The 22,861-nt window shown below is 37.0% G+C and carries 21 protein-coding genes; 1 reads left to right on the top strand and 20 read right to left on the bottom strand.

All coding sequences use genetic code 11. The annotated features are described in order from the left end of the window. Positions 1-69 precede the first annotated feature (69 nt). The 18 genes from WMZ97_RS12315 to WMZ97_RS12230 form a co-directional block, all read right to left on the bottom strand. Entirely contained in the window at positions 70-1,440 is a 1,371-nt protein-coding gene (locus tag WMZ97_RS12315; RefSeq protein WP_343272391.1) for a sugar phosphate nucleotidyltransferase, read from the bottom strand. Beyond that, positions 1,440-2,882 carry an O-unit flippase-like protein gene (wzx, locus tag WMZ97_RS12310; RefSeq protein WP_343272390.1) on the bottom strand — a complete coding sequence of 481 codons (1,443 nt, stop codon included), beginning with the start codon at positions 2,880-2,882 and terminating at the stop codon, positions 1,440-1,442. Before wzx ends, WMZ97_RS12315 begins: the two co-directional genes overlap by 1 nt. Then, on the bottom strand, positions 2,872-4,293 hold the full coding sequence (locus WMZ97_RS12305) for a hypothetical protein (RefSeq protein ID WP_343272389.1): 1,422 nt from the start codon (positions 4,291-4,293) through the stop codon (positions 2,872-2,874). The genes wzx and WMZ97_RS12305 overlap by 11 nt, the downstream gene beginning before the upstream one ends. Continuing rightward, entirely contained in the window at positions 4,286-5,341 is a 1,056-nt protein-coding gene (locus WMZ97_RS12300; protein ID WP_343272388.1) for a hypothetical protein, read from the bottom strand. Before WMZ97_RS12300 ends, WMZ97_RS12305 begins: the two co-directional genes overlap by 8 nt. A gap of 126 nt (positions 5,342-5,467) precedes the next feature. After that, positions 5,468-6,568, bottom strand: coding sequence for a glycosyltransferase family 4 protein (locus tag WMZ97_RS12295; RefSeq protein WP_343272387.1), 1,101 nt, complete (start codon positions 6,566-6,568; stop codon positions 5,468-5,470). A 26-nt stretch (positions 6,569-6,594) separates the two neighbouring features. Continuing rightward, the gene (locus tag WMZ97_RS12290) at positions 6,595-7,749 is read right to left on the bottom strand and encodes a glycosyltransferase family 4 protein (protein ID WP_343272386.1); all 1,155 of its coding nucleotides are present in this window, start codon (positions 7,747-7,749) and stop codon (positions 6,595-6,597) included. Positions 7,750-7,840: 91 nt separating this feature from the next. Continuing rightward, on the bottom strand, positions 7,841-9,160 hold the full coding sequence (locus WMZ97_RS12285; protein ID WP_343272385.1) for a nucleotide sugar dehydrogenase: 1,320 nt from the start codon (positions 9,158-9,160) through the stop codon (positions 7,841-7,843). A 32-nt stretch (positions 9,161-9,192) separates the two neighbouring features. After that, positions 9,193-10,359: a nucleotide sugar dehydrogenase gene (locus tag WMZ97_RS12280; RefSeq protein WP_343272384.1), complete on the bottom strand. Its 1,167-nt coding sequence runs from the start codon at positions 10,357-10,359 to the stop codon at positions 9,193-9,195. Between the two features lie 16 nt (positions 10,360-10,375). Further along, on the bottom strand, positions 10,376-11,146 hold the full coding sequence (locus tag WMZ97_RS12275) for a glycosyltransferase family 2 protein (protein WP_343272383.1): 771 nt from the start codon (positions 11,144-11,146) through the stop codon (positions 10,376-10,378). Continuing rightward, positions 11,133-11,993: an NAD-dependent epimerase/dehydratase family protein gene (locus WMZ97_RS12270; RefSeq protein ID WP_343272382.1), complete on the bottom strand. Its 861-nt coding sequence runs from the start codon at positions 11,991-11,993 to the stop codon at positions 11,133-11,135. The genes WMZ97_RS12275 and WMZ97_RS12270 overlap by 14 nt, the downstream gene beginning before the upstream one ends. After that, the gene (locus WMZ97_RS12265; protein ID WP_343272381.1) at positions 11,987-12,625 is read right to left on the bottom strand and encodes a sugar transferase; all 639 of its coding nucleotides are present in this window, start codon (positions 12,623-12,625) and stop codon (positions 11,987-11,989) included. Before WMZ97_RS12265 ends, WMZ97_RS12270 begins: the two co-directional genes overlap by 7 nt. Positions 12,626-12,893: 268 nt before the next feature. Beyond that, a complete protein-coding gene (gene galU, locus WMZ97_RS12260) occupies positions 12,894-13,784 on the bottom strand; it encodes a UTP--glucose-1-phosphate uridylyltransferase GalU (protein WP_343272380.1) in 891 nt (296 codons plus the stop codon). 29 nt (positions 13,785-13,813) lie between these two features. Next, the gene (locus tag WMZ97_RS12255; protein ID WP_343272379.1) at positions 13,814-15,643 is read right to left on the bottom strand and encodes a polysaccharide biosynthesis protein; all 1,830 of its coding nucleotides are present in this window, start codon (positions 15,641-15,643) and stop codon (positions 13,814-13,816) included. A gap of 214 nt (positions 15,644-15,857) precedes the next feature. Further along, positions 15,858-16,520, bottom strand: coding sequence for a response regulator transcription factor (locus WMZ97_RS12250; protein WP_343272378.1), 663 nt, complete (start codon positions 16,518-16,520; stop codon positions 15,858-15,860). A 113-nt stretch (positions 16,521-16,633) separates the two neighbouring features. Beyond that, the gene (locus WMZ97_RS12245) at positions 16,634-17,401 is read right to left on the bottom strand and encodes a tyrosine-protein phosphatase (RefSeq protein WP_343272377.1); all 768 of its coding nucleotides are present in this window, start codon (positions 17,399-17,401) and stop codon (positions 16,634-16,636) included. 102 nt (positions 17,402-17,503) lie between these two features. Further along, entirely contained in the window at positions 17,504-18,265 is a 762-nt protein-coding gene (locus WMZ97_RS12240) for a tyrosine-protein phosphatase (RefSeq protein WP_343272376.1), read from the bottom strand. Positions 18,266-18,564: 299 nt separating this feature from the next. Beyond that, positions 18,565-19,263 (bottom strand): CpsD/CapB family tyrosine-protein kinase, encoded by a 699-nt coding sequence (locus WMZ97_RS12235; protein WP_343272375.1) that lies wholly within the window; start codon positions 19,261-19,263, stop codon positions 18,565-18,567. After that, the gene (locus WMZ97_RS12230; RefSeq protein WP_343272374.1) at positions 19,238-20,002 is read right to left on the bottom strand and encodes a YveK family protein; all 765 of its coding nucleotides are present in this window, start codon (positions 20,000-20,002) and stop codon (positions 19,238-19,240) included. The genes WMZ97_RS12235 and WMZ97_RS12230 overlap by 26 nt, the downstream gene beginning before the upstream one ends. A 248-nt stretch (positions 20,003-20,250) precedes the next feature. On the opposite strand from WMZ97_RS12230, the gene WMZ97_RS12225 reads away from it, so the two are divergent. Continuing rightward, the gene (locus WMZ97_RS12225) at positions 20,251-21,333 is read left to right on the top strand and encodes a C40 family peptidase (protein WP_343272373.1); all 1,083 of its coding nucleotides are present in this window, start codon (positions 20,251-20,253) and stop codon (positions 21,331-21,333) included. Between the two features lie 184 nt (positions 21,334-21,517). Here the strand turns inward: WMZ97_RS12225 and WMZ97_RS12220 are convergent, their stop codons facing one another. Further along, positions 21,518-21,784, bottom strand: coding sequence for an alanine-zipper protein (locus WMZ97_RS12220; protein ID WP_343272372.1), 267 nt, complete (start codon positions 21,782-21,784; stop codon positions 21,518-21,520). Between the two features lie 58 nt (positions 21,785-21,842). Continuing rightward, positions 21,843-22,820 carry a nuclease-related domain-containing protein gene (locus WMZ97_RS12215; protein WP_343272371.1) on the bottom strand — a complete coding sequence of 326 codons (978 nt, stop codon included), beginning with the start codon at positions 22,818-22,820 and terminating at the stop codon, positions 21,843-21,845. Positions 22,821-22,861: the final 41 nt, after the last annotated feature.

Raw genomic sequence — 22,861 nt, 5'->3', positions numbered from 1 at the left:
ACTGATATCAATTAAATATTATAATTTCTCTATGCAGTTCGGTATTGAAATAAACATAAACAAATTTCACTATTTCGCTTTGCTTGTACAACATCCCCTTACTTCTTCCCATGTCATATAAATACGGACAATATCTTCTTCAATAAGTTGTGAACCAGTCTGTACTTCAATAAATTCCAAGTCATCTGTAGCCTTAATACCATGCTTGGCTTCAACAGGAATAACTAAGACATCTCCGGATTTCACATTTCTGATTTCATCATCCAAAGCAAATTCACCTTCACCTTTAATGATCGTCCATACCTCACTCCTTGCATAGTGTTTTTGATAGCTTAAATTTTTTCCAGCTTTAACACCAATTCTCTTTGTCAGGACTTCATTTCCCTCTTCGAACTTTGTATGATCAAGTACCCTATACCATCCCCAACGTCTTTCTTCATACATTGGACGCTGTTCAAAATCTTTTAATAATTTTTTAATTTCTGGACTTGCAGCTTTATCTGTAACTAAAATTCCGTCTGGACTTGCTGCAATGACCGCATCTTTAATACCTAATACAGTAACTGGAATATCCAGTTCATTTACGAGGTGGGTATTAGTAGAGTCATCACTTACAAAACCTTTTCCGAGTTGATTTGTATCCATTTCTTCAGTTAACGTATTCCATGTACCAAGGTCTTTCCAGACTCCATTATATGGAAGAACAACAATTTGTTCTGCTTTTTCAACTACTGCGTAATCAAAGCTAACTTTTTCAAGCTTATGATACTGTTTAACAAATTCTTCAAACTGAATTGGTAACCCCTTAGCCTGCAGTAAAGAGATAATGTAATCAAGTTTAAAAGCGAACACACCACAATTCCATAAAGCATTTTGTTCCATTAAATGTTTTGCTTCAGTTTCCGATGGCTTTTCTTTAAAGTGACTTACCTGAATATAATCATTTTTATTGTTGTGCATAGGAACTATATAACCATATTTTGTTGATGGAAAAGTTGGATTTACTCCCATTAATGCAAGGTCCGCGTTAGAAGTGTTTAAGGCATCCTCCAAATCATTTATTCTTTCAAAATAGCTAATATCTACATAAGGGTCTACTGGTAATACTCCAACTACTTCATTTAAATTACTTCCCTTTACAGAATAAAGATAAATAGCTGCTAAAGCGATAGCAGGAAATGTATCACGACGTTCCGGTTCAATAATTAAGGGGATATGGTTTCCTAATTGATTATGAATCATATCTACCTGCGATTTACTTGTTGCAATTATTGTAGATTCAGTTAAATTTAGTTTTTCTAATTGTCCCCATACCCTTTGAACCATTGATTCTAGATCACCATTATTTTCTAACACCTTTAAAAATTGCTTCGATCTAGTATCGTTAGATAGTGGCCAAAGCCTTTTACCAGACCCGCCAGACAGTAAAATTAAATCCATTAATTATTCCTCCAATTTACTTTTGAAACTTTATTAACTTGGGTAGAAATCATTTTTTTTATTTCTTTTAACCCAATTGTAATTACATCAATAAAATGTACACCTAAGAAATTCCAGACCTTCTTTGGCCACATCCAATTATTATATACTCCTTGTACAATAATCTGAGCAACGATTAGTGCCCAAACACCTAAGTCAGTTAGCTGAACTAAAATTATTGCTAGGATAATTCCAATAAAGCTAGAAGCAGTAAAAGATTTAACATATGGAACATTATTCGTATTAGATATAAAAGAAGCATAATATGAATGATGCTTTAATAAGAAAATGTATAGTGCAATTGCTAACAATATCGGAATATTAAACTTCACATCAGATTTAATTAATTCCAATAACGGTAGTCCTACTACAATTAGAGCCACCACACCGATACCAAAAATAAGCTGATACACTGTCATAGCAGTAGACATTAGCCTTTTTTGTTTCACAATATCCTTATTTATATAAGCAGATTGAAGGGATGGTTGAAATGCTGTATAAAGGGCACCCGAAATAGTTGCAACTGCTGTTATTAGCTGCATGGAAATTGAGTATATACCGGTTTCCATTAGACTTAAATACATAGAACAGATTAAAATACTAGCCTGATTAGATAAAAAAGCTGATAAAGAAACTAGTCCATCACGCCACGCATTATGCCATACTAAACTAAATGTTTCCTTTAAATCCCTTAACGAAACTATTGTTTTGTTATTTTTTAAACGCTCTCCAATATTTTCATGTTTATAAAAGTAAACTTTAGAAATCATTCTAATAAGAATGCCATTAGCTAAATAAGCAAATGAAACAGCTATTAATCCCAACCCAAAATATAATAAAACAATTGAGAGTATAATTTGAATTGCCCTTGATATAATTCTTGCTTTATTTACTTTTGAGATAGCTCCAACGCCACGTAAAAATGTTGCATAATATCCATAATATAGATTCAAAAATACAGCAACACTATAAATGATCCAAGCAATAATATAGTTGTTGCCACTTAAATGTTGAGATATATATAGTATATAAAATGTACCTATAGTCAGTAATAATATTAATGCGATTAAAGAAATAATAAAATAGATCTTTTCACAAGTGGAAAGTACTTTTTTCAATAAACCAATATTAGGCTCTTGATTATTAACAAACTTAACATTGGTTTTACTTAGTTGTTCGGCTCCACTCCAACAATAAGCCACATTTCTTGCAATTGTTGGGTTAAAACCAAAATCAAATAGTGTTACTATGCCACCTATACTTAAGTAGACATACCACAATCCTAATGAATCCCCATCAAGAAAGTGTATCATGAAAGGTAGTATTAAAAAGTTACTACCCATCGTCATAAATACACCTAAATAGTTCCAAATTACGGCTTTTTTTGTTATCTTAATTCCCATCTGATTCTCCATACTTTGAGACATAAACGAATATTAATCCAAAATAAAGTAATAACACATAAGTGTTCCACATCAAAATAATAAATATTAAACTTATCAAACTATAGAAAGACACTCTTTTGTCTTTCAATGTTTTTTTAAGTTGTTCAACTATTAAACCAATCCATAAGCCAATACCTATAACCCCATTCATTAGAAATATATCATTAAAACTTTCATGGGGTCTTACAAATTGACCAGTTAATATTTGGTTATCACTAAATGCTCCTTTAGATAAATCTAAGGTTGAAAACATATTTGATTTATCTTCGAAATATCCCCCAAATCCTCTACCCACAATAAGATCAATTAAATTTTCCTTTTGTGATAGGAAAATATTTATTGCTTCAATAACCCTAACTTTTGGGGAAAAAGGTACATTTTGAAGATTTACCCCCCAATTATTTATATTTAAAAGGGAAAAAAGCTGTTCAAATTTAGCCTGAAATAAAACATTAGACTTAAGCGAATAAAAGAAATCATCAAGCATTATTAGCGAGCCAACAGATATAGCAAATATAATAAAAGCAAAATATAAAAATCGCCTAATATTCGTTATGTTTTTATATGAATATACTAGTAATGCAAGAATAACAAATAAAATAGCCTTACCCGTTGCATTAAAAAATATTATATTTACGCAAGCTAAAATTCCCATTAATAGTATAAAACTTTTCTGTTTACCACCTACATATAATGATAAAACTATCAAAAAGGGAGAGAACCATAAAATTTGATTTGCAGGGAATGTAGTATGTGCACCATAAGAAGCCTCAACGCCCAATAAGGCACCAGTATAACTAGCTATAACACTTCCTACTAGAGCAGAAGTTAACAAGATTTTCAAGTTCTGAAAATCTTGTTTATCATCATGTTCAATTAATAAACTGTATACACAAAGATATAGTAAAGGTTGCATTGCCCTTTCAAGAAATAAGGTGATACTATAGTCTCTAAATAAGATACCGATCGTTCCGGTTATAAGAGGTAAAAGGAAAAATATAATAGTAGCTTTATAAACTAAATCATTTTTTTTATATTTAACCTTTCCATTCATTAGTATGTTCATTACAAATAAAAAAATGGTCAATAGAGTACTCACTGAGATAGGTAGAAAAGGGAATTCAAAATGTTTATACCCATATATTAACCCTTTATAATTCGCGAGATCTGTACTAACCTCTAATGAAGATAATAGAAATAACGTATGCCAGTAAAATGTCCTTTTAATTGATTGTGTTATAAGAAAATATATTAAAACAAATGCTATTTCTCCAATTGCCATGACGTTACCTAACAAAGGATTTTGGGAGAACATAAAATTTAGAACTAATAAAATAGTAAATACTAAAATGCTTTTTTTGTTAATCATTAAGCTTCTCACCGTCGCTAAGTATTAGTTTAAGCTGCTCAGTTAATGTATGTGAAGAATAATTCTTTTTTATTAAATTCAATTCCTCTGAAGTATTATTGTTACTCCCTGTCTTTAAACTCTCAAGCATTCCAATAAAGTCACTATAATTATCATACTTTAAAACTGTTTTAGGGTATTTATCAGCATAATATTTCAGAGTATTGTTACTACTTATTATACAGCGTTTATTAAATACCACTGCCTCAAAAAACACACCACTGACCCTATAATTATAGTTAGAGTTATACGGCAGTAAAATATAATCACAATTTGACATTAAATTATAATATTCCTCGTTCGTTATTCGCTTGTTGTATACTTCTAATTTTTTTAAATTAATACTTTGCTTTTTGCTTTTGATTATTATCTTATAACCTTTAATTCGATCACTATTTTCTATTAAATATGAAACAAAATCTTCATCATTACTTCCACTAGGTGCAAATATTATTTTATTTTCCTTTGCGGTGTTATTATATTTCTTTATGGTCGGAAGTGGATGTTTTAAAATCCAAACTTTATTTTTTACTTTCAAGTTTTCTTTCAGATAAACTTTAATATATTCTTCCATAGCTATCGCTTGGATTTTCGGATTTAGATGTTGCCAAAAATATCGTTTAACTTTATTTTTATCTAAATATGTGATTGCATGATCCACAAAAACATAACGTTTCACAACTCGTTTCGTTGCCAAACTAAAAGATATAATATCAATTCCGGTAAATAAAATTAAATCGTAGTCATTCTTTTTAACTAACTTACCGACCCATTTCACCGCTTTATATAGATTATATCTATACAACACTTTATATATTAAACCTTTCTTGTTTGAGATAGACTTTGGTAAATACTTTTCAGGGATATCATAACTTCTGTTAATCTTATTATTTATTCCTTCAAAGTCATTTAAATAACCACTCTCAAAAACTGTATCAACATCACAGTTTTCAACTATGATGTTTAAGAGATTAAAATTATAATTTTTATGTCCAACTGGAGATAACAAGTCTACAAATAATATTTTAATAAGACTCCCCCCTTTTTCACAATAAACTAAATGATTAGATTTATAAGATGTGACACTAACTTCTAATTGATTAAATTTTATTCACACAAAATTGTCGTTTATCATCTATAAATCCCCATAAATTTGCAGGTATTTTTGGACTATCTCTTCCCAATTAAATTTCTCCACCCGGTCTATACAACGCTTTGATAGTTCCTCATATTCTTTCAGGATGTCCTCGATTTTGCTGGATATTTCTTTATAGGAATTATAATGAACTGAATAACCTACTTCCCCTTCTCTAAACTGGCCATCGAAGCCTTGTCCCTTAGTATAAATCACTGGTTTCCCTTGTGACATAGCTTCAGCATAGGTAAGACCAAAAGTCTCCGTCAGGGATGGCATAACATATATGTCAGCTTTTCGAAATTCGGTTATTAACTCTTCCTTAGATAAGAAAGGTATATAGTTGACGAAAGGATATTTCAATATTCTCTTCAACGCACTTTTTTCTGGAACTCCTCCAATGACAGTGTAAATAGTTTTGATTCCTAATTTATTGAGTTTTTCGACTGCTTTACAGACGGTGATTTGATTCTTATTTTTGCACACATGCCCTACGGTAATAATATTTAATAATTTCTTTTTATTTATAGGCGAAGGTGCATAGCTACCTTTATTCTCTAAGAAATAAGGGTCTATACCATTTGGTAATACAACAGTTTTATCCAAGAAAGGAGCCTTTAAATCTTCAGGAATAAACTTTGATATTGTAAAATCTTTATATGAAGAAGATAGAAATATAATTTTTTCAGCTTGCTTTAAAATTTCTATTCCTAACTTTCGAAGATTTAATCTATACTTAAAAAACACATTGATATCAACATTTCTTACAGCTACGATATATGGAATTCCCCACTTATCTTTTGCTTTCATGGCTATATACCCATTCGAAAACAAAGTATGGGCATGAATAAGATCAAATTGACTTTTTTGATAAAGCTCAAAAAAATCCTTTAACACGGTACTTTCTTTTAGGTAAAAAAAAGGTCTATGCCAATTACTATAGTTCAACCTAATATCAACATAATCCGATTTAACTTCAGGTAATCCTCTTTCTTTAGCTCTGAAATAGAATACTCTGGGATCAATTCCATTTGATATTTGTTTTTCCATTAAGTTAATAAAAAAGTTATCATAGTTAGAGCATATGTGACAGACTCGCAATTCTTTTGCCCCCTAGTAATGTAAAATTATCCTAACTGGGAAATTGTATCATTCCATTGTGAAGTTATAGTATCTTCATCAAATGGGGATGAATTTGCAATACGTAATGATTCCAGAGACATTCTTTCTAAAACCTCTCGTTCTTCATATAGAAAACATATTTTTTCTATTAAAAATTGCACAGTAGCTTTATCGATATCCTTTGAAAAGATAGTTTTTTTTCTATTATTCCATACGGATGGGTTTGGAATATTTTCTTCATCAAAGAACCAATACTTAGGTTCAATCAAAAATCCATTCTGTCCCTCTTTTACCATCTCAGGAATAGCGTAGAGCTTTGTTGCAATTATAGGTAGTGCTGCCTTCATTCCCTCAAGTACCACTAGCGCAAAGCTATCTTGATTTGTGGGGTGTAGCAATACTGAACTATTAATATATAAATCTTCCATTTCCTCGTAGGTAAGTTTAAAGTCCAATAAAGTAATTCCGTTTATACTTTTTATTTCTTGGATTAGCTTACTATCTATCTCATTTACTGTTGTAAGAATAGTCAAATTCACATCTATCATCCCTTGTTTTCTTAAGGTTTTAAAGGTTTCTATTATTTCTAAAGCCCCCTTAGAAATGAATGCACTACCTTGAGCCACAAATAGTAAATTAAATTCTTTTTTGAAACACCTCTCATGAATCTGTTTATAAGTTGCTTTCTGGTTCCTAGGTACATATGGATATATTAACTTCTTTTCACCCTTAAATTCTCCACAAAGTTTTTCAAATGTACTATAGCAAGCATTCGACATACATATAACAGCCTTAAGTGTGTCTGTATTTAAAAGCTGTTGCAACTTTTTTTTGCCGATTTTACCTTTCCCTCTCTCTAAATTATAGTGAAACAATGCTGTTGGATTTTCCAAATAAATAAAATAAGGCTTATCTACATTAAGAAATCGGTTCGAACTACCATAAATATCACAATTTTTATTCTTACTACTGATTACTTGAATCAATCCAAGCAAATCAAATACTCTCATTTTTGCTACCCTTGAAAGTAGTTTTCTTTTCCCCCCATTTACCTCATAGTATTTTGAATTTGAATATATAAATTTATGTCCAAGTTTAGGGGTATCAAACAAGTGCTTAAAAAAACCTCTCACCCTAGTTGCAAAGTATACCTGTTTCATCCTTTCTATCCCTCCTAAATGGCGACTAAAGTAAAATATAGTAATTTTCTATTTAGGCACTCTAAATTAGTAAAAGTTTGAATTAAATATATTATAGTCTCCAATAACTATAACCTTTTTCTTCGATTTCATTTTTGTCAAAAATGCTCTTAACGTCTATTAATATCTTCTCACTTTGAGCATATTCACCATACAAACCGTCAATTTGTTCCCATTCCATATTCTTAAACTCTTCATGAGCAACAGCAAATACTACACAATCCGCATTTCTTACTTCTTCAAGTCCAACTAAATTAATATTAAGTTCGTGTTTAGCGTCAATTTCAGAGGCTTGCGGGTCCACTACAATAGGGTTAATACCATACTCATTTAGTGTTGAAAGTATATCTACAACTTTGGAGTTTCTTATATCTGGGCAATTCTCTTTAAAAGTAATTCCAAGAATAACTACTTTAGCCTGCTTTACAACTTTATTTGCCAAGATTAATTTTTTTATAATAGCATCTCCAATAAACTTACCCATACCATCATTGATCTTTCTTCCAGACATTATAATTTGACTATGATAACCTAATCTTTCAGCTTCATAAACGAAATAATATGGGTCTACGCCTATACAATGTCCACCAACTAGACCAGGATAGAACCTAAGAGCATTCCATTTTGTGTTCATAGCTTCTACAACTTCTTTTGTGTCTATTCCCATACGATCAAACACTATAGCAAGTTCATTCATAAAAGCAATATTTATATCTCTTTGACTATTCTCTACAACTTTGGCTGCTTCGGCTACTTTAATAGAACTCACCTTATGCACACCAGCGTTAATTACCAATTGATAAACTTTGGAAATATCTTCTAAGCTTTTGTTATCCATTCCGGATACTATCTTTATAATTTTTTCAAGCTTATTAACTTTATCTCCAGGGTTAATCCGCTCTGGTGAATATCCTACTTTAAAATCAACTCCACATTTTAACCCTGATTCCCTCTCAAGTATAGGAATACAAATCCCCTCCGTGACACCTGGATAAACTGTCGATTCATAAACCACAATCGATCCTTTAATTAAATTACGACCAATAATAGTGCTTGCTCCTTCAACAGGTGCAAGATCAGGTGTTTTATCTAAGTTGATGGGCGTCGGAACTGCTACAATATGGAATTTAGCTTCCTTTATACTACTTTCATCGGACGTGAATTTTATTGTAGTATTCTTTATAACATCATTTCCTACTTCACCTGTAGGATCTATTCCGGATTTATACAATTCGATCTTTTTTTTATTTAAATCAAAACCAATAACTTCGGTCTTATTAGCAAACTTAACTGCTAACGGCATCCCAACATAACCCAATCCTACTACAGAAATTTTTTCCTTTCTATTTATTAAGTCATTAAATAATGTCACTTTTTTTCCTCCCTAATTACATTCAAAATTTATTAATCTCTGCTAAACAAATCCCTTGTATATACCTTATCCTTTACATCATTTAGTTCATCAGACAACCGATTTGCTACTATTACATCTGACAACTTCTTAAACTCTTTAAATTCGCTAATGATTGTAGAATTATAGAATTTGTCCTCATGTAAAGCCGGCTCATATACAATAACTTCAATACCCTTAGCTTTAATTCGCTTCATAATACCTTGAATAGCCGATTGTCTAAAGTTATCCGAGTCCATTTTCATAGTAAGTCTATAAATTCCAACAACTTTCGGATTCCTTTTAATAATCATTTCTGCTATATGGTCTTTTCTTGTTCTATTTGCATCAACAATTGCTGTCATTATATTGTTGGGAACATCCGCATAATTTGCCAATAACTGTTTCGTATCCTTTGGTAAGCAGTAACCCCCGTAGCCAAAGGATGGGTTATTATAATGATTACCAATCCGGGGATCAAGTCCTACCCCATCAATAATTTGTTTTGTATCCAACCCTCTTACTTCTGCATAAGAATCAAGCTCATTAAAAAAAGCGACCCGCATTGCTAGATAAGTATTTGCAAATAATTTTATAGCTTCAGCTTCCGTTGAATTTGTTAATAATACAGGGGAATCTTTTTTAAAAGCCCCTTTAACTAACAAATCTGCAAACTTCTTGGCCCTTTCTGATTGTTCTCCAACTACAATTCTTGATGGGTATAAATTATCATAAAGAGCTTTTCCTTCCCTCAAAAATTCAGGGGAAAATAAAATATTTTTTGTTTCAAACTTCGCTTTTATTTTTTCTGTATAACCCACCGGAATTGTTGACTTAATTACCATAACAGCATTTGGATTAATTGAGAGTACATTCGCTATAACTGCTTCAACGGTTCTGGTATTAAAATAATTCTTGTCGGGGTCATAATTTGTTGGTGTCGAAATAATAACATATTCAGCATCTTTAAATGCCTTGTAACTATTCGTTGTTGCAAGTAAATTTAACTTTTTTTTTGTTAAAAATCCTTCAATATCCTTATCAATAATAGGTGATTTTTTGTTATTTATCATGTTAATCTTTTCTTCAATAATATCAAGGGCTATTACTTCATTGTGTTGGGCTAATAAAATAGCATTTGATAACCCTACGTATCCTATTCCAGCAATTGTGATTTTCATTGTCTTGAATGCCCCTTTACCTCAATTTAAAAACTGTTGCAACAACCCAATACATAATTAGATAACTTGATTTAATTATCGACAATTGCTCTATCTCGCGATAAACTTTCCAATGATAACCTACTAAATTTAGCTTTTTTTGGGATAACGAGCCAGTCCTAATCCTGTGACTCCCCAATGGTTCCTTAATACCATAAAGATATTTGGCCTTTTTTATTACCTGTAACCACATTACATAATCATTTCTCTTCCTTATATCAGGAATCTTGAACTTCCCTAAAACATTGGAGTCATATATTATAGTTGAATTACCAGGGTTTCTTTTTAAAATTCCATCATAATCACTTTCAACTGTTGCATTGATAACACGATTAAGATAATTATCCTTTTCATCAATTTTCGTATAGCTAGTGCAGGTAAAAGTATAATTATTACTTTTCATAAAAGTAATTTGTTTTGTTAGTTTTTCTGGAAACCATAAATCATCACTGTCAAGGAATGCAATGTATCTACCTAATGCATAGTTAACAGCTTTGTTCCTGGCAATTGCCGCACCAGAGTTTTTATCCAACCTATAATAATTGATTCGAGGTTCTTTTAATTTATAATTATTAACTATTTCCTCGGTATTATCTGTAGAGCAGTCATCAACTATTATTACTTCCCAGTTTTGATAAGTTTGTGCTAATACAGTATTTAGTGTCCTACCTATAAATTCGCCACTATTATATGTAGGTATTATAATTGATACCAAGTCTTCTTTCACATTTGATTTATACCTCATCATTCTCCCTACTTTCGCTCGCATTAACCGAATCATGGAAACTAATAATCGCATAACTCTCTTTATTCTGAGACATGCCCTTTTCATAAACCAAATCTCCAAATATTTTTTGTACCGTGCCAGTTTTAATCAATTTTATAAAAGGGTTGAAAATTTTTGTAAACCAAATTTTTTTTTTATGCACAGCGGCTATGTTCCTAGCCAATTCACTTGTACATACGTATTCTGTATTTTGCGGAAAGAATAATCCGCTACTATGGTTATCAATTATCAACTTTATAAATTCACAGAGGTTATCTATATATATCATACTCCGTTTATTTTTTATATCCGGAAAAATTGGAACCTTCATTATAAGTTTTGATAATTTGCTATAATTACCTTTACACTTTCTACCATAAATCATTGGTGGACGAATAGTAGCGATTTTAAACCCTTCGCCATCTAAAGAATTTATTAGTTCCTCTGCCTGAAGCTTAGACTTACCATAATTAGTTTGGGGATTAGGTGTAGATTTTTTATTAATCACTCCACTTTCCATTCCATAAACACTCATGGAACTTAAAAATACGAACTGCTTAACACCATCACTCTTTGCTTTTGTAGCTACATCATAAGCTAAGTCGCGGTTCACCTCGTAATAAAGTTTCTCGTTTTTTTTTGTTTCTTTTATGTGCGCTATACCAGCTACATGAAATACAACATTATACATTGAAAAATCTTTTTTTTTCCACGATCCATCTCTTAAACTAATTGTGTCTATTGAATATCTACCAAAAAAATTCCCTAGCCATTTTTCTAAACTTGTTCCAACATAGCTATATTTACCCGTTATTAGTATTCTTACCATTTTGAGCTACGCTCCTTGCTATTAGTTATTTCTTCTTTAGAGGTAACTCCAGCCCCACCCTCAACAACACCTTTACTCTTTATAACACTTACGATGGTCCCATAGAAGCACTTAATATCCATCCATAGACTAATATTCTCAACATACTTTCCATCCAACTTAGCCTTAATTTCAATAGGAATTTCATCCCTACCGTTAATTTGTGCCCAACCGGTTAACCCTGGCGGTACATCGTTGGCGCCGTACTTATCACGTTTAGCTATCAGATCAAACTGATTCCATAGTGCTGGCCTAGGTCCAATTATACTCATTTGACCCACAAAAATATTCCAAATCTGTGGAAGCTCATCAAGTGAAGTCTTTCTTAAAAACTTCCCCATTTTGGTAATGTATTGTTCTGCGTTTCCTAATAAATGGGTTGGAGTGTCTTTAGGGGTATCTATCCTCATAGTGCGGAATTTCAAGATATTAAAATGTGTCTTATCGATTCCAACACGCTTTTGTTTAAAAAGAACCGGACCTCTTGAATCAATCATAATAGCAACGATTAGAATTAAAAAAACAGGTGATAATACAATAAGCCCTATTAAAGAAAGAATTATATCTATCAGTCTTTTAACCTTCATATACATTTAGCTACACTCCTTAAAATTTGCTCTTTAGTAGATTAGGACTTAATAGGAATATTGTATTCTCTTTCCAATCAACTACTAAACCACTAAATATCACCAATATATGAACTTTAATATATATGGGGTATTCAATCCCACGGCATAGCACAGTTAGGATCCTGTTAAAAAAGCTAAAGAGACATCACCTAAAACCAAATCAAGAAGCCCCTAAAAAGTAGAGGCTTTAACTACTGGAAACAATCTTAATCAAAATATACGTATTCAAACCTTAAATACCTACCTTATTCCCCTCAATTTTACCTACCAAAAACGCCAACAACTCATCCCTAATTTCCTCATTCTCCAAAGCCAAATCCACCGTCGTCTTCACAAAGCCCAACTTCTCCCCAACATCATACCGCTTACCCTCAAAATCATAAGCGTACACATTCTGCATCTCATTCAACTTCTGAATCGCATCAGTAAGCTGAATCTCCCCACCAGCACCAATCTCTTGCTTATCTAGAAAACCAAATATCTCCGGAGTAAACACATATCTACCCAAAATTGCAAGATTCGATGGAGCCGTTCCCTGTGCAGGTTTCTCCACAAAACCATTCACCTGATACCTTCTACCCTCAATTGTCAGTGGATCAACAATCCCATACCGATGTGTTTCTTCAGAGGGAACCTGCTGCACACCAACAATGGAAGATTGCGTCTCCTCAAACTGATCAATCAACTGCCTTAATACAGGTTGCAAATCGCCCGTTGTTCGAACAATATCATCACCCAAAAGAACAGCAAACGGCTCATCGCCAATAAATTTCCGTGCACACCAGACCGCATGTCCCAGACCTTTAGGCTCTTTTTGGCGAATATAATGAATATCAACTTGGGAAGGTTGCTTTACTTTTTCCAACATCTCAAACTTTTCTTTTTTAACAAGGTTATCTTCCAACTCAAAGTTATTATCAAAGTGATCCTCAATCGCACGTTTCCCTTTACCGGTCACAATAATAATATCCTCAATACCGGATTCAATCGCTTCTTCAATAATATATTGAATGGTTGGTTTGTCCACAATCGGCAGCATTTCTTTTGGCATCGCCTTTGTTGCCGGTAGGAATCGCGTTCCCAGCCCCGCAGCTGGAATAATCGCTTTTTTGATTGTTTTCATTCCGCACGCTTCCCTTCATATAATTTTAATTATGAGCCATTCGCTACCATTTCCGTTTGCTCCGTATGTGCAATTCGTAATAATTCTGCTTTCAAATCGCCCACAGAATAGGCCTCAAACTGATCAAGCAAGGAAAGAAATAGATTTGCTTCCACCATTCCCGTCCGTCCAACATAGATTTTCTCGTAAACCTCGCCAGGGTGAACGTCCTTATCGCTAAGCAGTTCCTCGTACATCTTTTCACCCGGTCGTTTCCCCATATATTCAACTGGAATTTCTTCTTCTGTATACCCTGATAGTTTAATAAGGTTTCGTGCCAAGTCAACAATTTTCACCGGCTCGCCCATATCCAGCACAAAGATTTCGCCACCGCTAGCAAGCGTTCCAGCCTGGATAACCAATCGGGAAGCTTCTGGAATCGTCATAAAATAGCGGGTCATTTCTGGATCAGTTACCGTAACTGGACCACCGCTTTCGATTTGTTTCTTAAATAACGGAATCACACTACCACGGCTGCCGAGCACATTACCAAATCGAACCGCGACAAATTTCGTTTTGCTTCGCTGCGCCATGTGCTGCACGATCATTTCGGCGACTCGTTTCGTTGCGCCCATCACGTTGGTTGGGTTGACCGCTTTGTCGGTCGATACCATGACAAACGTTTTAACACCAAATGTATCGGCTGCTTCCGTGACATTTTTCGTGCCGATGACATTGTTCTTTACGGCTTCATGTGGATTATATTCCATCAATGGGACATGTTTATGTGCTGCCGCATGATAGATAATTGCCGGTCGATGCTGCTCAACTATGTCAAAGATACGTTCTCGATCCTGTACATCACCTATAATTGGTATAATTTCTATTTCCGTGTCATAGTAGTTTTGCTTCAGTTCCATATCAATGGAATAAATGCTAAATTCTCCATGACCAACGAGTAATAGTTTCCCAGGGCTAAACCGCATCAGCTGCCGGCAGATTTCCGAACCGATCGATCCGCCTGCACCGGTAACCATGACCGTACTGCCTGTTACATATTGGGAGATCGCATCAATATCCAGCTTCACCGGCTCGCGTCCCAATAAATCCTCCACCTCGACATTTTTTAGGTGGCTGACCGAAACTTTCCCAGTCATCAAGTCCTCAATTTTCGGGATCATTTGCACACGTGCGTTGGTTTTATTACATTCGTCAACAATTTTCTCCAAAGCACCATTACGTAACGACGGAATCGCAATCACGATATGCTCAATATTCATGTCCGTAACAACCTGTTGAATATCTTTGACGATCCCGGCTACCGGAAGATTATATAATTGCATTTTTTGCTTGGATAGATCATCATCGACAAACGCAACGGGCGATAATTCCGCATTGTTCGAGTCATTCCTAAGCTGCCGGGCAATCATCGCCCCTGCCGATCCAGCACCCACAATCAGCGTCCGCTTCTTATCGGTGTTCGTTGCTATGTATCGATCGCGGAAAATGCGCCACATAAATCGGGAGCCGCCAATTAAAATAATGTGCAGCAGCCAGGTCACAATTAAAGCACGTTTATACAAATGAAAGTCATTGACTACATATTGCACAATTCCTGCCGATATAATCGATAAGGTAATTGCTTTGACAATGGCTTTTAACTCACCGACACTGGCATAGGCCCACACTTTGTTATATAACTTGTAAACAAACGCAAAGATATGATGAAAGATTAATAGTGCAATCGCGCTAATCACAAGTGCAGGCATGTCCAGCATGTCAAGTGTTGGATAGACAACCCATACCGCCACGAAAATGGCACACGAAACGATGATGGAATCTAGCAGGATGAGTAAGCCCAATCTTGTTCGATACGTCAATAGGCCATCTCCTTTCTTTGCATGTAGAATTGCAATGAATACCTGCTACTAGATCGTAACAACCATTCATCACAATTCTATATTAGCCGTGGACAGCATTCGCCGAGAATACGGATTAGTAGACATAAAAACATGGCCATCAAATAACGCACTTACACATCATACTAAAGTCACGGTCACTTTTTTAGTGAATTTCACCTAAAAAAGTCATAATTTAATGAATTGCCAACACGGATTTCAGAAACGTCATCGCCTCGTTCCGATTACGAGTTCCGAACTTATGGTATAATACACTAATATAATTTTTTACCGTGCCTTCACCAATAAATAGTTTCTGGGAAATTTGTTTGTTCGATTTCCCGTCCATTAGCAGATAGGCGATATCCAGCTCTCGATTGGTTAAAAGCAAGCCTTGATTCTCTAATCGTTTGGCTAGAATCTGTTTCTTGTTTAGCGACAGTTCCCTGATTCTGGTTGCCAGTATGTAAGCTACTTCGCCGGAAAGCACGACTTCACCGCGGTATATTTCGCGAATCGTTCGGCGCAGTGTGTCCGGATACAGTTCTTTTAACAAGAATCCGTCCGCACCAACAGTGACTCCCCGGATCACCATATCCTCCTCGGCCGCAGTCGTTAAAAGGATGACTTTAACGGTTGGGTGCAGTTGTTTGATTTTTGCCGTCGCTTGAATGCCATCGAGCGCGGGCATATGAATATCCATCAACACGACGTCCGGTTGCAGTTTCTCAATCTGCTCCAGAGCCTCTTTCCCATTTGCCGCCATGGCGATCACATGGATATCCTCTGTGTCATTAATCAATGCTTGAATCCCTTCACGAAACAGCCGCTGATCCTCTACTATTAACACACGAATCACAAAATCGCCCCTCACCATCATCTGTCACCTACACTATACCAAACATGCCATACAAAATTATGTATACCCTTAACTTTGCATGTCCTTAAACGGCTTAACGTCGGCCTGGAACATTAAAAAATCCCCAGAATCTTTTTCCGTTTCACTGGCTCTGGTTCGTATTTGATCAGATTCTGATTGTCCAATATAAATTGGGCATTTTCTACAAACATATAAAACGCGTCACTCCCATGCTGATCCTGCACCGCTTGATAGGCTTCGCTTAATGCAAATCCCCGTGTCGTTGTATTATGTGCGTCCGATGCAATCACATGCGCAAGATTCGCCTCAACAAGCTGGTGCGAGAACTTTTGAATCGTTTTCCCAAACTTGCCGACCAGACTCGCCGCCGTCACCTGGGACAATGCTCCCTTTTGCACAAACTCATATAAAAGCGACGGATGCTCGGCAATCGCCTGGTTTCGTTCTGGATGCACGATGATTGGTGTGTAGCCGGCGACTTGAATATCAAATAGCATCTGCTTGGAATAGCGTGGTACCGAACTGGACGGGAACTCGACAAACACATATTTGCTCGTTTCATTCAATGGCAGTACAATGTTGTTTTCCAGTTCTGTGATCACCTCGCCATTGATCCGCGTCTCCTGTCCAGGCAAGATCGTCAATGGGATATTTTCCTCCTGTAAGCGTTCATTAAAGAGTTTGACATACGTCAGAATATCCAATTTCACATTCGTATAACGTCCATTTTGATGGTGGGGTGTCGCAATAATCGTATGGATCCCCTGATTCACCGCGTCCTCGGCCATTGCCAGGCTATCCTCAATCGTTTGTGCACCGTCATCAATCCCCGGCAAAATATGACAATGTATATCAATCATCCACTCCACCCCCTTCTACTAGTGCGAATTTCCTGTTAATTACACTCATTATAGCAGATTTTGTCACAAAATTAACCTATACAGCTTGAAAAAAGTACGTTTTTAGAAGAAACGCCTTTTCGTACTCAACCGGGTTGGTGCATCACGAATAATCGGTTCGCCTTGCAACAGCAATTCGCAATTAGCCATCAATTGCTCGGTAACGGACGAACCAGCGTGTTTTTTGATTGCTTTGTATGCCGCTTGCAGCTGGATACGCCGCTTCTGGCCATCATACGCCCCCGAAGCAACAAAATGCGCAAGCCCGGCATCCAGTACTTGCAGCACCCATTTCTGCGTTTTCTTCCCTGCTGTACCTGTTACACTTTCCGCACTAATTTGCGTAAGCGCACCCTGACGAACCAATTCATATAACACATTTGGATTGGCGCGTAATTCTTTATTTTCCTCCGGGTTGGCAAGCACCGGTTTATACCCCGCAATTTGCATAGCAAACACAACCTCAGAAGCAAACGCTGGCACATGGGTCGTTGGCAGCTCCAGCAGTACATAACCAGATGTTTCATTCAGCGGCAATAAAAGCCCCCGTTCCAAGTCACGGACAAGCTCCGCATACATGAAGATCGCTTGTCCAGGCAAAATCAAAACATCCAACTGCTGCTCCCGTAATTTGGCATTAACATAGTCCACCGCACCCAAAATGGCTTCTTTTTCATTCTCATAACTGCCATTTCGATGGTGTGGCGCAGCAATAATCGTGTGAATCCCTTGATTATGTGCCATTTCTACCATTGTTAAGGTCTCCTGCATCGTTCCCGGCCCATTATCCATTCCCGGCAAGATATGACAATGTATATCAATCATGTTCCCACTCTCCTTTTGATAACAGTTATCTAGAGCAGCATTCACGTTGACTTCCATTTTCAATACACCGAATAGTAAAAAATACCCATTGATGATAATTCCTATGAAATCAGACCTGTAAAGAGAAATCTACCCTGCGTTTATAGGGCGGAGCAGTGTTTCTTGATCGTCTTCCCGCGTTTTCGACCCATTAGCGTTTGTTCCCGATCACTTAGTCGGCGTTTCCGAAATATCCCTTCCAGTAACCACAGACATTTTAAATAGAAAAACACCCTGCCAATGGTAGCAGGGCAACTGTTCTAGTTTTTTCCGTAGTAGTAATAGTAATTCGATTCCTTCTTCTCCTGGTCGTTCAATACAACGCCCAGAAACTTCGCTTTAGCCGATTGTAAAACATCAATCGCCTTCTTCGCTGGTTCTAGTTCGGTTTGTTTACTTCTTACAATTAATAGAGAGCCATTACATAGATTGGCAAGAATCTGCGCATCCGTTACGGCTAGGACAGGCGGTGTATCAAACAAGATCACATCGTAGGATTCCCCGGCCTCTTGGATAAATCGTTCCATTTTTTTCGATCCCAATAGTTCCGATGGATTTGGCGGGATTGGCCCACAGGTAATGACATCCAAATCCATGACGTCCGTTTCGGAAATGGCATCAGCCAGCGCTCCCTCTCCGACAAGGTAATTGCTTAGCCCTGATAAATTATCCAGGCGGAACGTATAATGAACAGTCGGTTTGCGCATATCTGCGTCGACGAGCAATACCTTTTTCCCTTGTTGCGCATAGACGACGGCAAGATTGGCAATGGACGATGACTTTCCTTCCGATGGCCCCGATGATGTCACGAGAATAGTTTTTAAAGCTTCATCAACGGACGCAAACTGCAAATTGGTCCGAACCGTCCGAAATTGCTCGGAAACAGGTGACTTCGGATTTAATTTTGTAATTAAATGTCTGTTTTTGCTGTTTTTAGATTGACCTTTTTTGCGTGCCATTATATGCCCCCCGTTTCGTCCGCTCTACTGTCGGCTGGAAATGTCCAGTCCTTATTTCCTTATCATCAATGTGACTGATGACACCCAGGATCGGAACACCAAGTTTACGTTCAATATCATCCTCCGTCTTGATCGTGTTATCCAAATACTCCAGCAAGAAGGCCAGTCCAACACCTACCATCGCACCTAAGACAACCGCAATGGCAATATTCAGCATTGGCTTTGGACTTACCTGTACTGGATCCGCTTTCGTTACTGCTTCCGACAGGACTTTGACATTATCGACATTCATTAGCTCGGGAATTTCATCTTGGAACACGCCAACCGTTGTGTTCGCCATTTTCGTTGCCAGTTCCGGATCCGGGTCCGTCACCGTCACCGTCACCACTTGCGAATTCTCCGCACTGGTGACATCCAACTTCTTTTCCAGCTGCTCGGGTGTGAGGGACAGCTTCAAATCCTCGATTACTTTTGACAAAATAGCCGGACTCTTAATAATGACGTTGTATGTATTGATCAGTTCCACATTCGTCTTTATTTCATTGACGTCATACTGTACAGCCTTCTCTTGTTCACCCTGATTGACGATAAATTGTGTTTTCGATTCATAGGTTGGCGTCAATACAAAATAACTGACCACCCCACTAATCAAAGCCGCAACAACGATTAATGACATGATAAGCAATATCCGCTTCTTGATGACCTCAAATATTTCTTTGAGGGAAATTGTCTCCTCCATGCAGGTACCTCCATCTATCTTTTTTTACAAACTGCGTAAGGTTAAATACCTATTAATGATTTCAATATACATTCGGAATTATAACACAAAGCCAGAATGATCTGTATACCTTTTTTACAAGACTTCGAGTAAATTCTCGCTTATATTACAATACCATTACAAATGTACTATTAATCTATTAAATTTTTGCCGTAATTGCTATAATTATGCCATAACTAGTAAATTTTTCTTGTGAGAGGGGTAAGGAATTGGCGAACAAAAAAATTCTAATGTCCGTATCAGCGAGCGCCGTTATCGCATCGGCATTTTTCGTGGCTGATGAAGCAGAAGCAGCTTCCTACAAAGTAAAAAGTGGGGACTCGCTATGGGCCATCGCTCAAAAGTATAACACCACGGTTTCCCATTTGAAATCGGTCAACAGCTTGACAAGTGACATGATCTTTCCAAAGCAAGTACTGGAAACGGGCAAAACCAAGAAATCATCCAGCTCAACGTCATCGTCTAAATCAACTAATAAACAATCAACTAATAAATCTACTACATATACCGTAAAATCAGGGGACACCCTATCAGGTATCGCGATCAAACATAATATATCCTTATCCGATCTAATGAAGTGGAACAATCTTGATACAACACTCATCTATCCAGGCAACACATTTGTCGTATCGAAAAATGGCGCTTCATCTAGTTCAAAAGGATCAAGCGGCTCCAGCTCTTCCGGTTCGAAAAAAGGAAGCGGCAAGGTCAGTGCATCATCGGTTCATACCGTACGATCCGGTGATACATTATCAGGTATCGCATCCAAGAACGGCGTCACCGTCGCGAATTTGAAAAAGTGGAATGGACTGAAATCTGACCTGATTATTGTTGGGCAGAAGCTGAATATCAATGCAAGCACAGGATCTGGATCCGGATCTAGTGCGAGTTCCGGTTCATCAAGCTCTGGCAGCTCATCAAGCGCCAGCTATAACGTAAGCAAGCTAATTAGCACAGCAAAAGCACAAAGCGGCGTTCCATACGCATGGGGCGGGTCAACAACAAGCGGCTTCGACTGCAGTGGCTATATTTATTTCGCCTACAACAAAGCAGGCAAATCCATCGACCGCCAATCCGCAGCAGGCTATTACAACCGGTCGTTCTATGTCAACAAACCAGAATTAGGTGACCTCGTCTTTTTCGAAAACACCTACACATCTGGCATCTCCCACGTAGGCATCTACCTGGGCAACAACCAATTCATCAGCGCCGAATCCGATGGCGTAAAGATTAACAGCCTAAGCAACCCTTACTGGAGTCAGCACTTCGAAGGGTACAAGCGGTTTTATTAAAAGGCATTTTAGTTAATGAAAATAAGAGAGGAATCCGGCTTAGGCCGGATTCCTTTTTTTGTTGTGGAGCGCGGAGCCTCTGACTTTTGGGTGCCTCCTGATTTAGTACGCATCCTCCAAATTAAAGCGAATTTAAAAGATATAAATAGTTTTATTAACCGGCATTTCATTAAAATTTGGTTAATCAAGTAGTGGGGCAGTGGAGCAATACTTTCTCGCTCACTCGATCAACTTTCTCGCTCACTCGATCAACTTTCTCGCTCACTCGATCAACTTTCCCGCTCGCTCGATCAACTTTCCCGCTCGCTCGATCAACTTTCCCGCTCGCTCGATCAACTTTCCCGCTCGCTCGATCAACTTTCCCGCTCGCTCGATCAACTTTCCCGCTCGCTCGATCAACTTTCCCGCTCGCTCGATCAACTTTCCCGCTCGCTCGACCTGTAACCGGCATTTAGTTAACTAAATACCGGTTACAGGTGACGTTCCACATCTGGTTTTGCGCAATTATGTCACCTAACATTGCACTGATTTGCTCTATCTTTCATCCAGTATCTACCCTTTGGTGAATATACCAAATTAGATGACTTCAGTATTCTCGAAGCTAGATGACGAGAATCAATCTTTAAAAATTGCATACATTCTTGATTCGTCATTTTATCACTAATTAACAGAAAGTAAGCGTCTATTGCTTGCAAGTATGCATCTTTACTTTGGTTTTTACATCTACCACATTTCCAATTCGCATATTGACGCTCCATCCCCAATCTCCCACACTCCGGACAAGCCACTCCAGGTAAAACCATCTCCGGCGTCACACCATATTGCCCCATAATATCTACGTCAAACTCGCCGCACTCTCGTAATATCGCATTTGCTATCTTTTGCAATGGCAGCCCGCCTTGTTTGTTACGTGAAAACGCGCCATCCATTTCGAGGATGCGTTGCGGAAGATGCTCGGCATGTACGACAGCTTTTGCAATGGCCTGCTTGTCTCCTTCAACTTTCACAATCGTACTCGGTTCAGCGATGGCAATGAAATAATAGATTGGGATATTGGAAAAGTGATGATCATGCAGCCAATTTCCGAAATGTATCTGATGGTTCTCCGCCTGTGTAATCGGATATTTAAAGCCGGTTTCTTTTTCCCCATCATCACGGATAAGCTGCTTGAGGACAGTATCAAAGGTGATTGTTCCTTTATAGTTTTTGCTTTCGATAATGAAAATGATATTTGGAGTGAGTATGAGAGAGTCGATTTGAACGGAATTACCATATGAGAGCTCGAGGTAGACATCGTGAAGAATAGTGTACTTGCGGGTGAGCAATCGCAACTGATAATCTACTTTCCTTTCACCGATATACCCGGTGACGCGGCTTGCTAAATCAGCTTGCATGATCGGCAACTGTTTGAAATAGGGTGGCGTTCGTGGGATAAGTACTTCCATCTTTTGCAGTGGCAACGGTTTGGGGCGTTTTCGAAGTAACATAGAATTCTCCTTTGTATGTAGTTTTTGTCAATCTATGTTCG

The sequence above is a fragment of the Lentibacillus songyuanensis genome (assembly GCF_039548255.1).
In the GTDB taxonomy this organism is placed as follows: domain Bacteria; phylum Bacillota; class Bacilli; order Bacillales; family Amphibacillaceae; genus Lentibacillus_C; species Lentibacillus_C songyuanensis.
The sequence above is the reverse complement of the archived record's forward strand: the minus strand, read 5'-3'. Positions and strand labels throughout refer to the sequence as shown.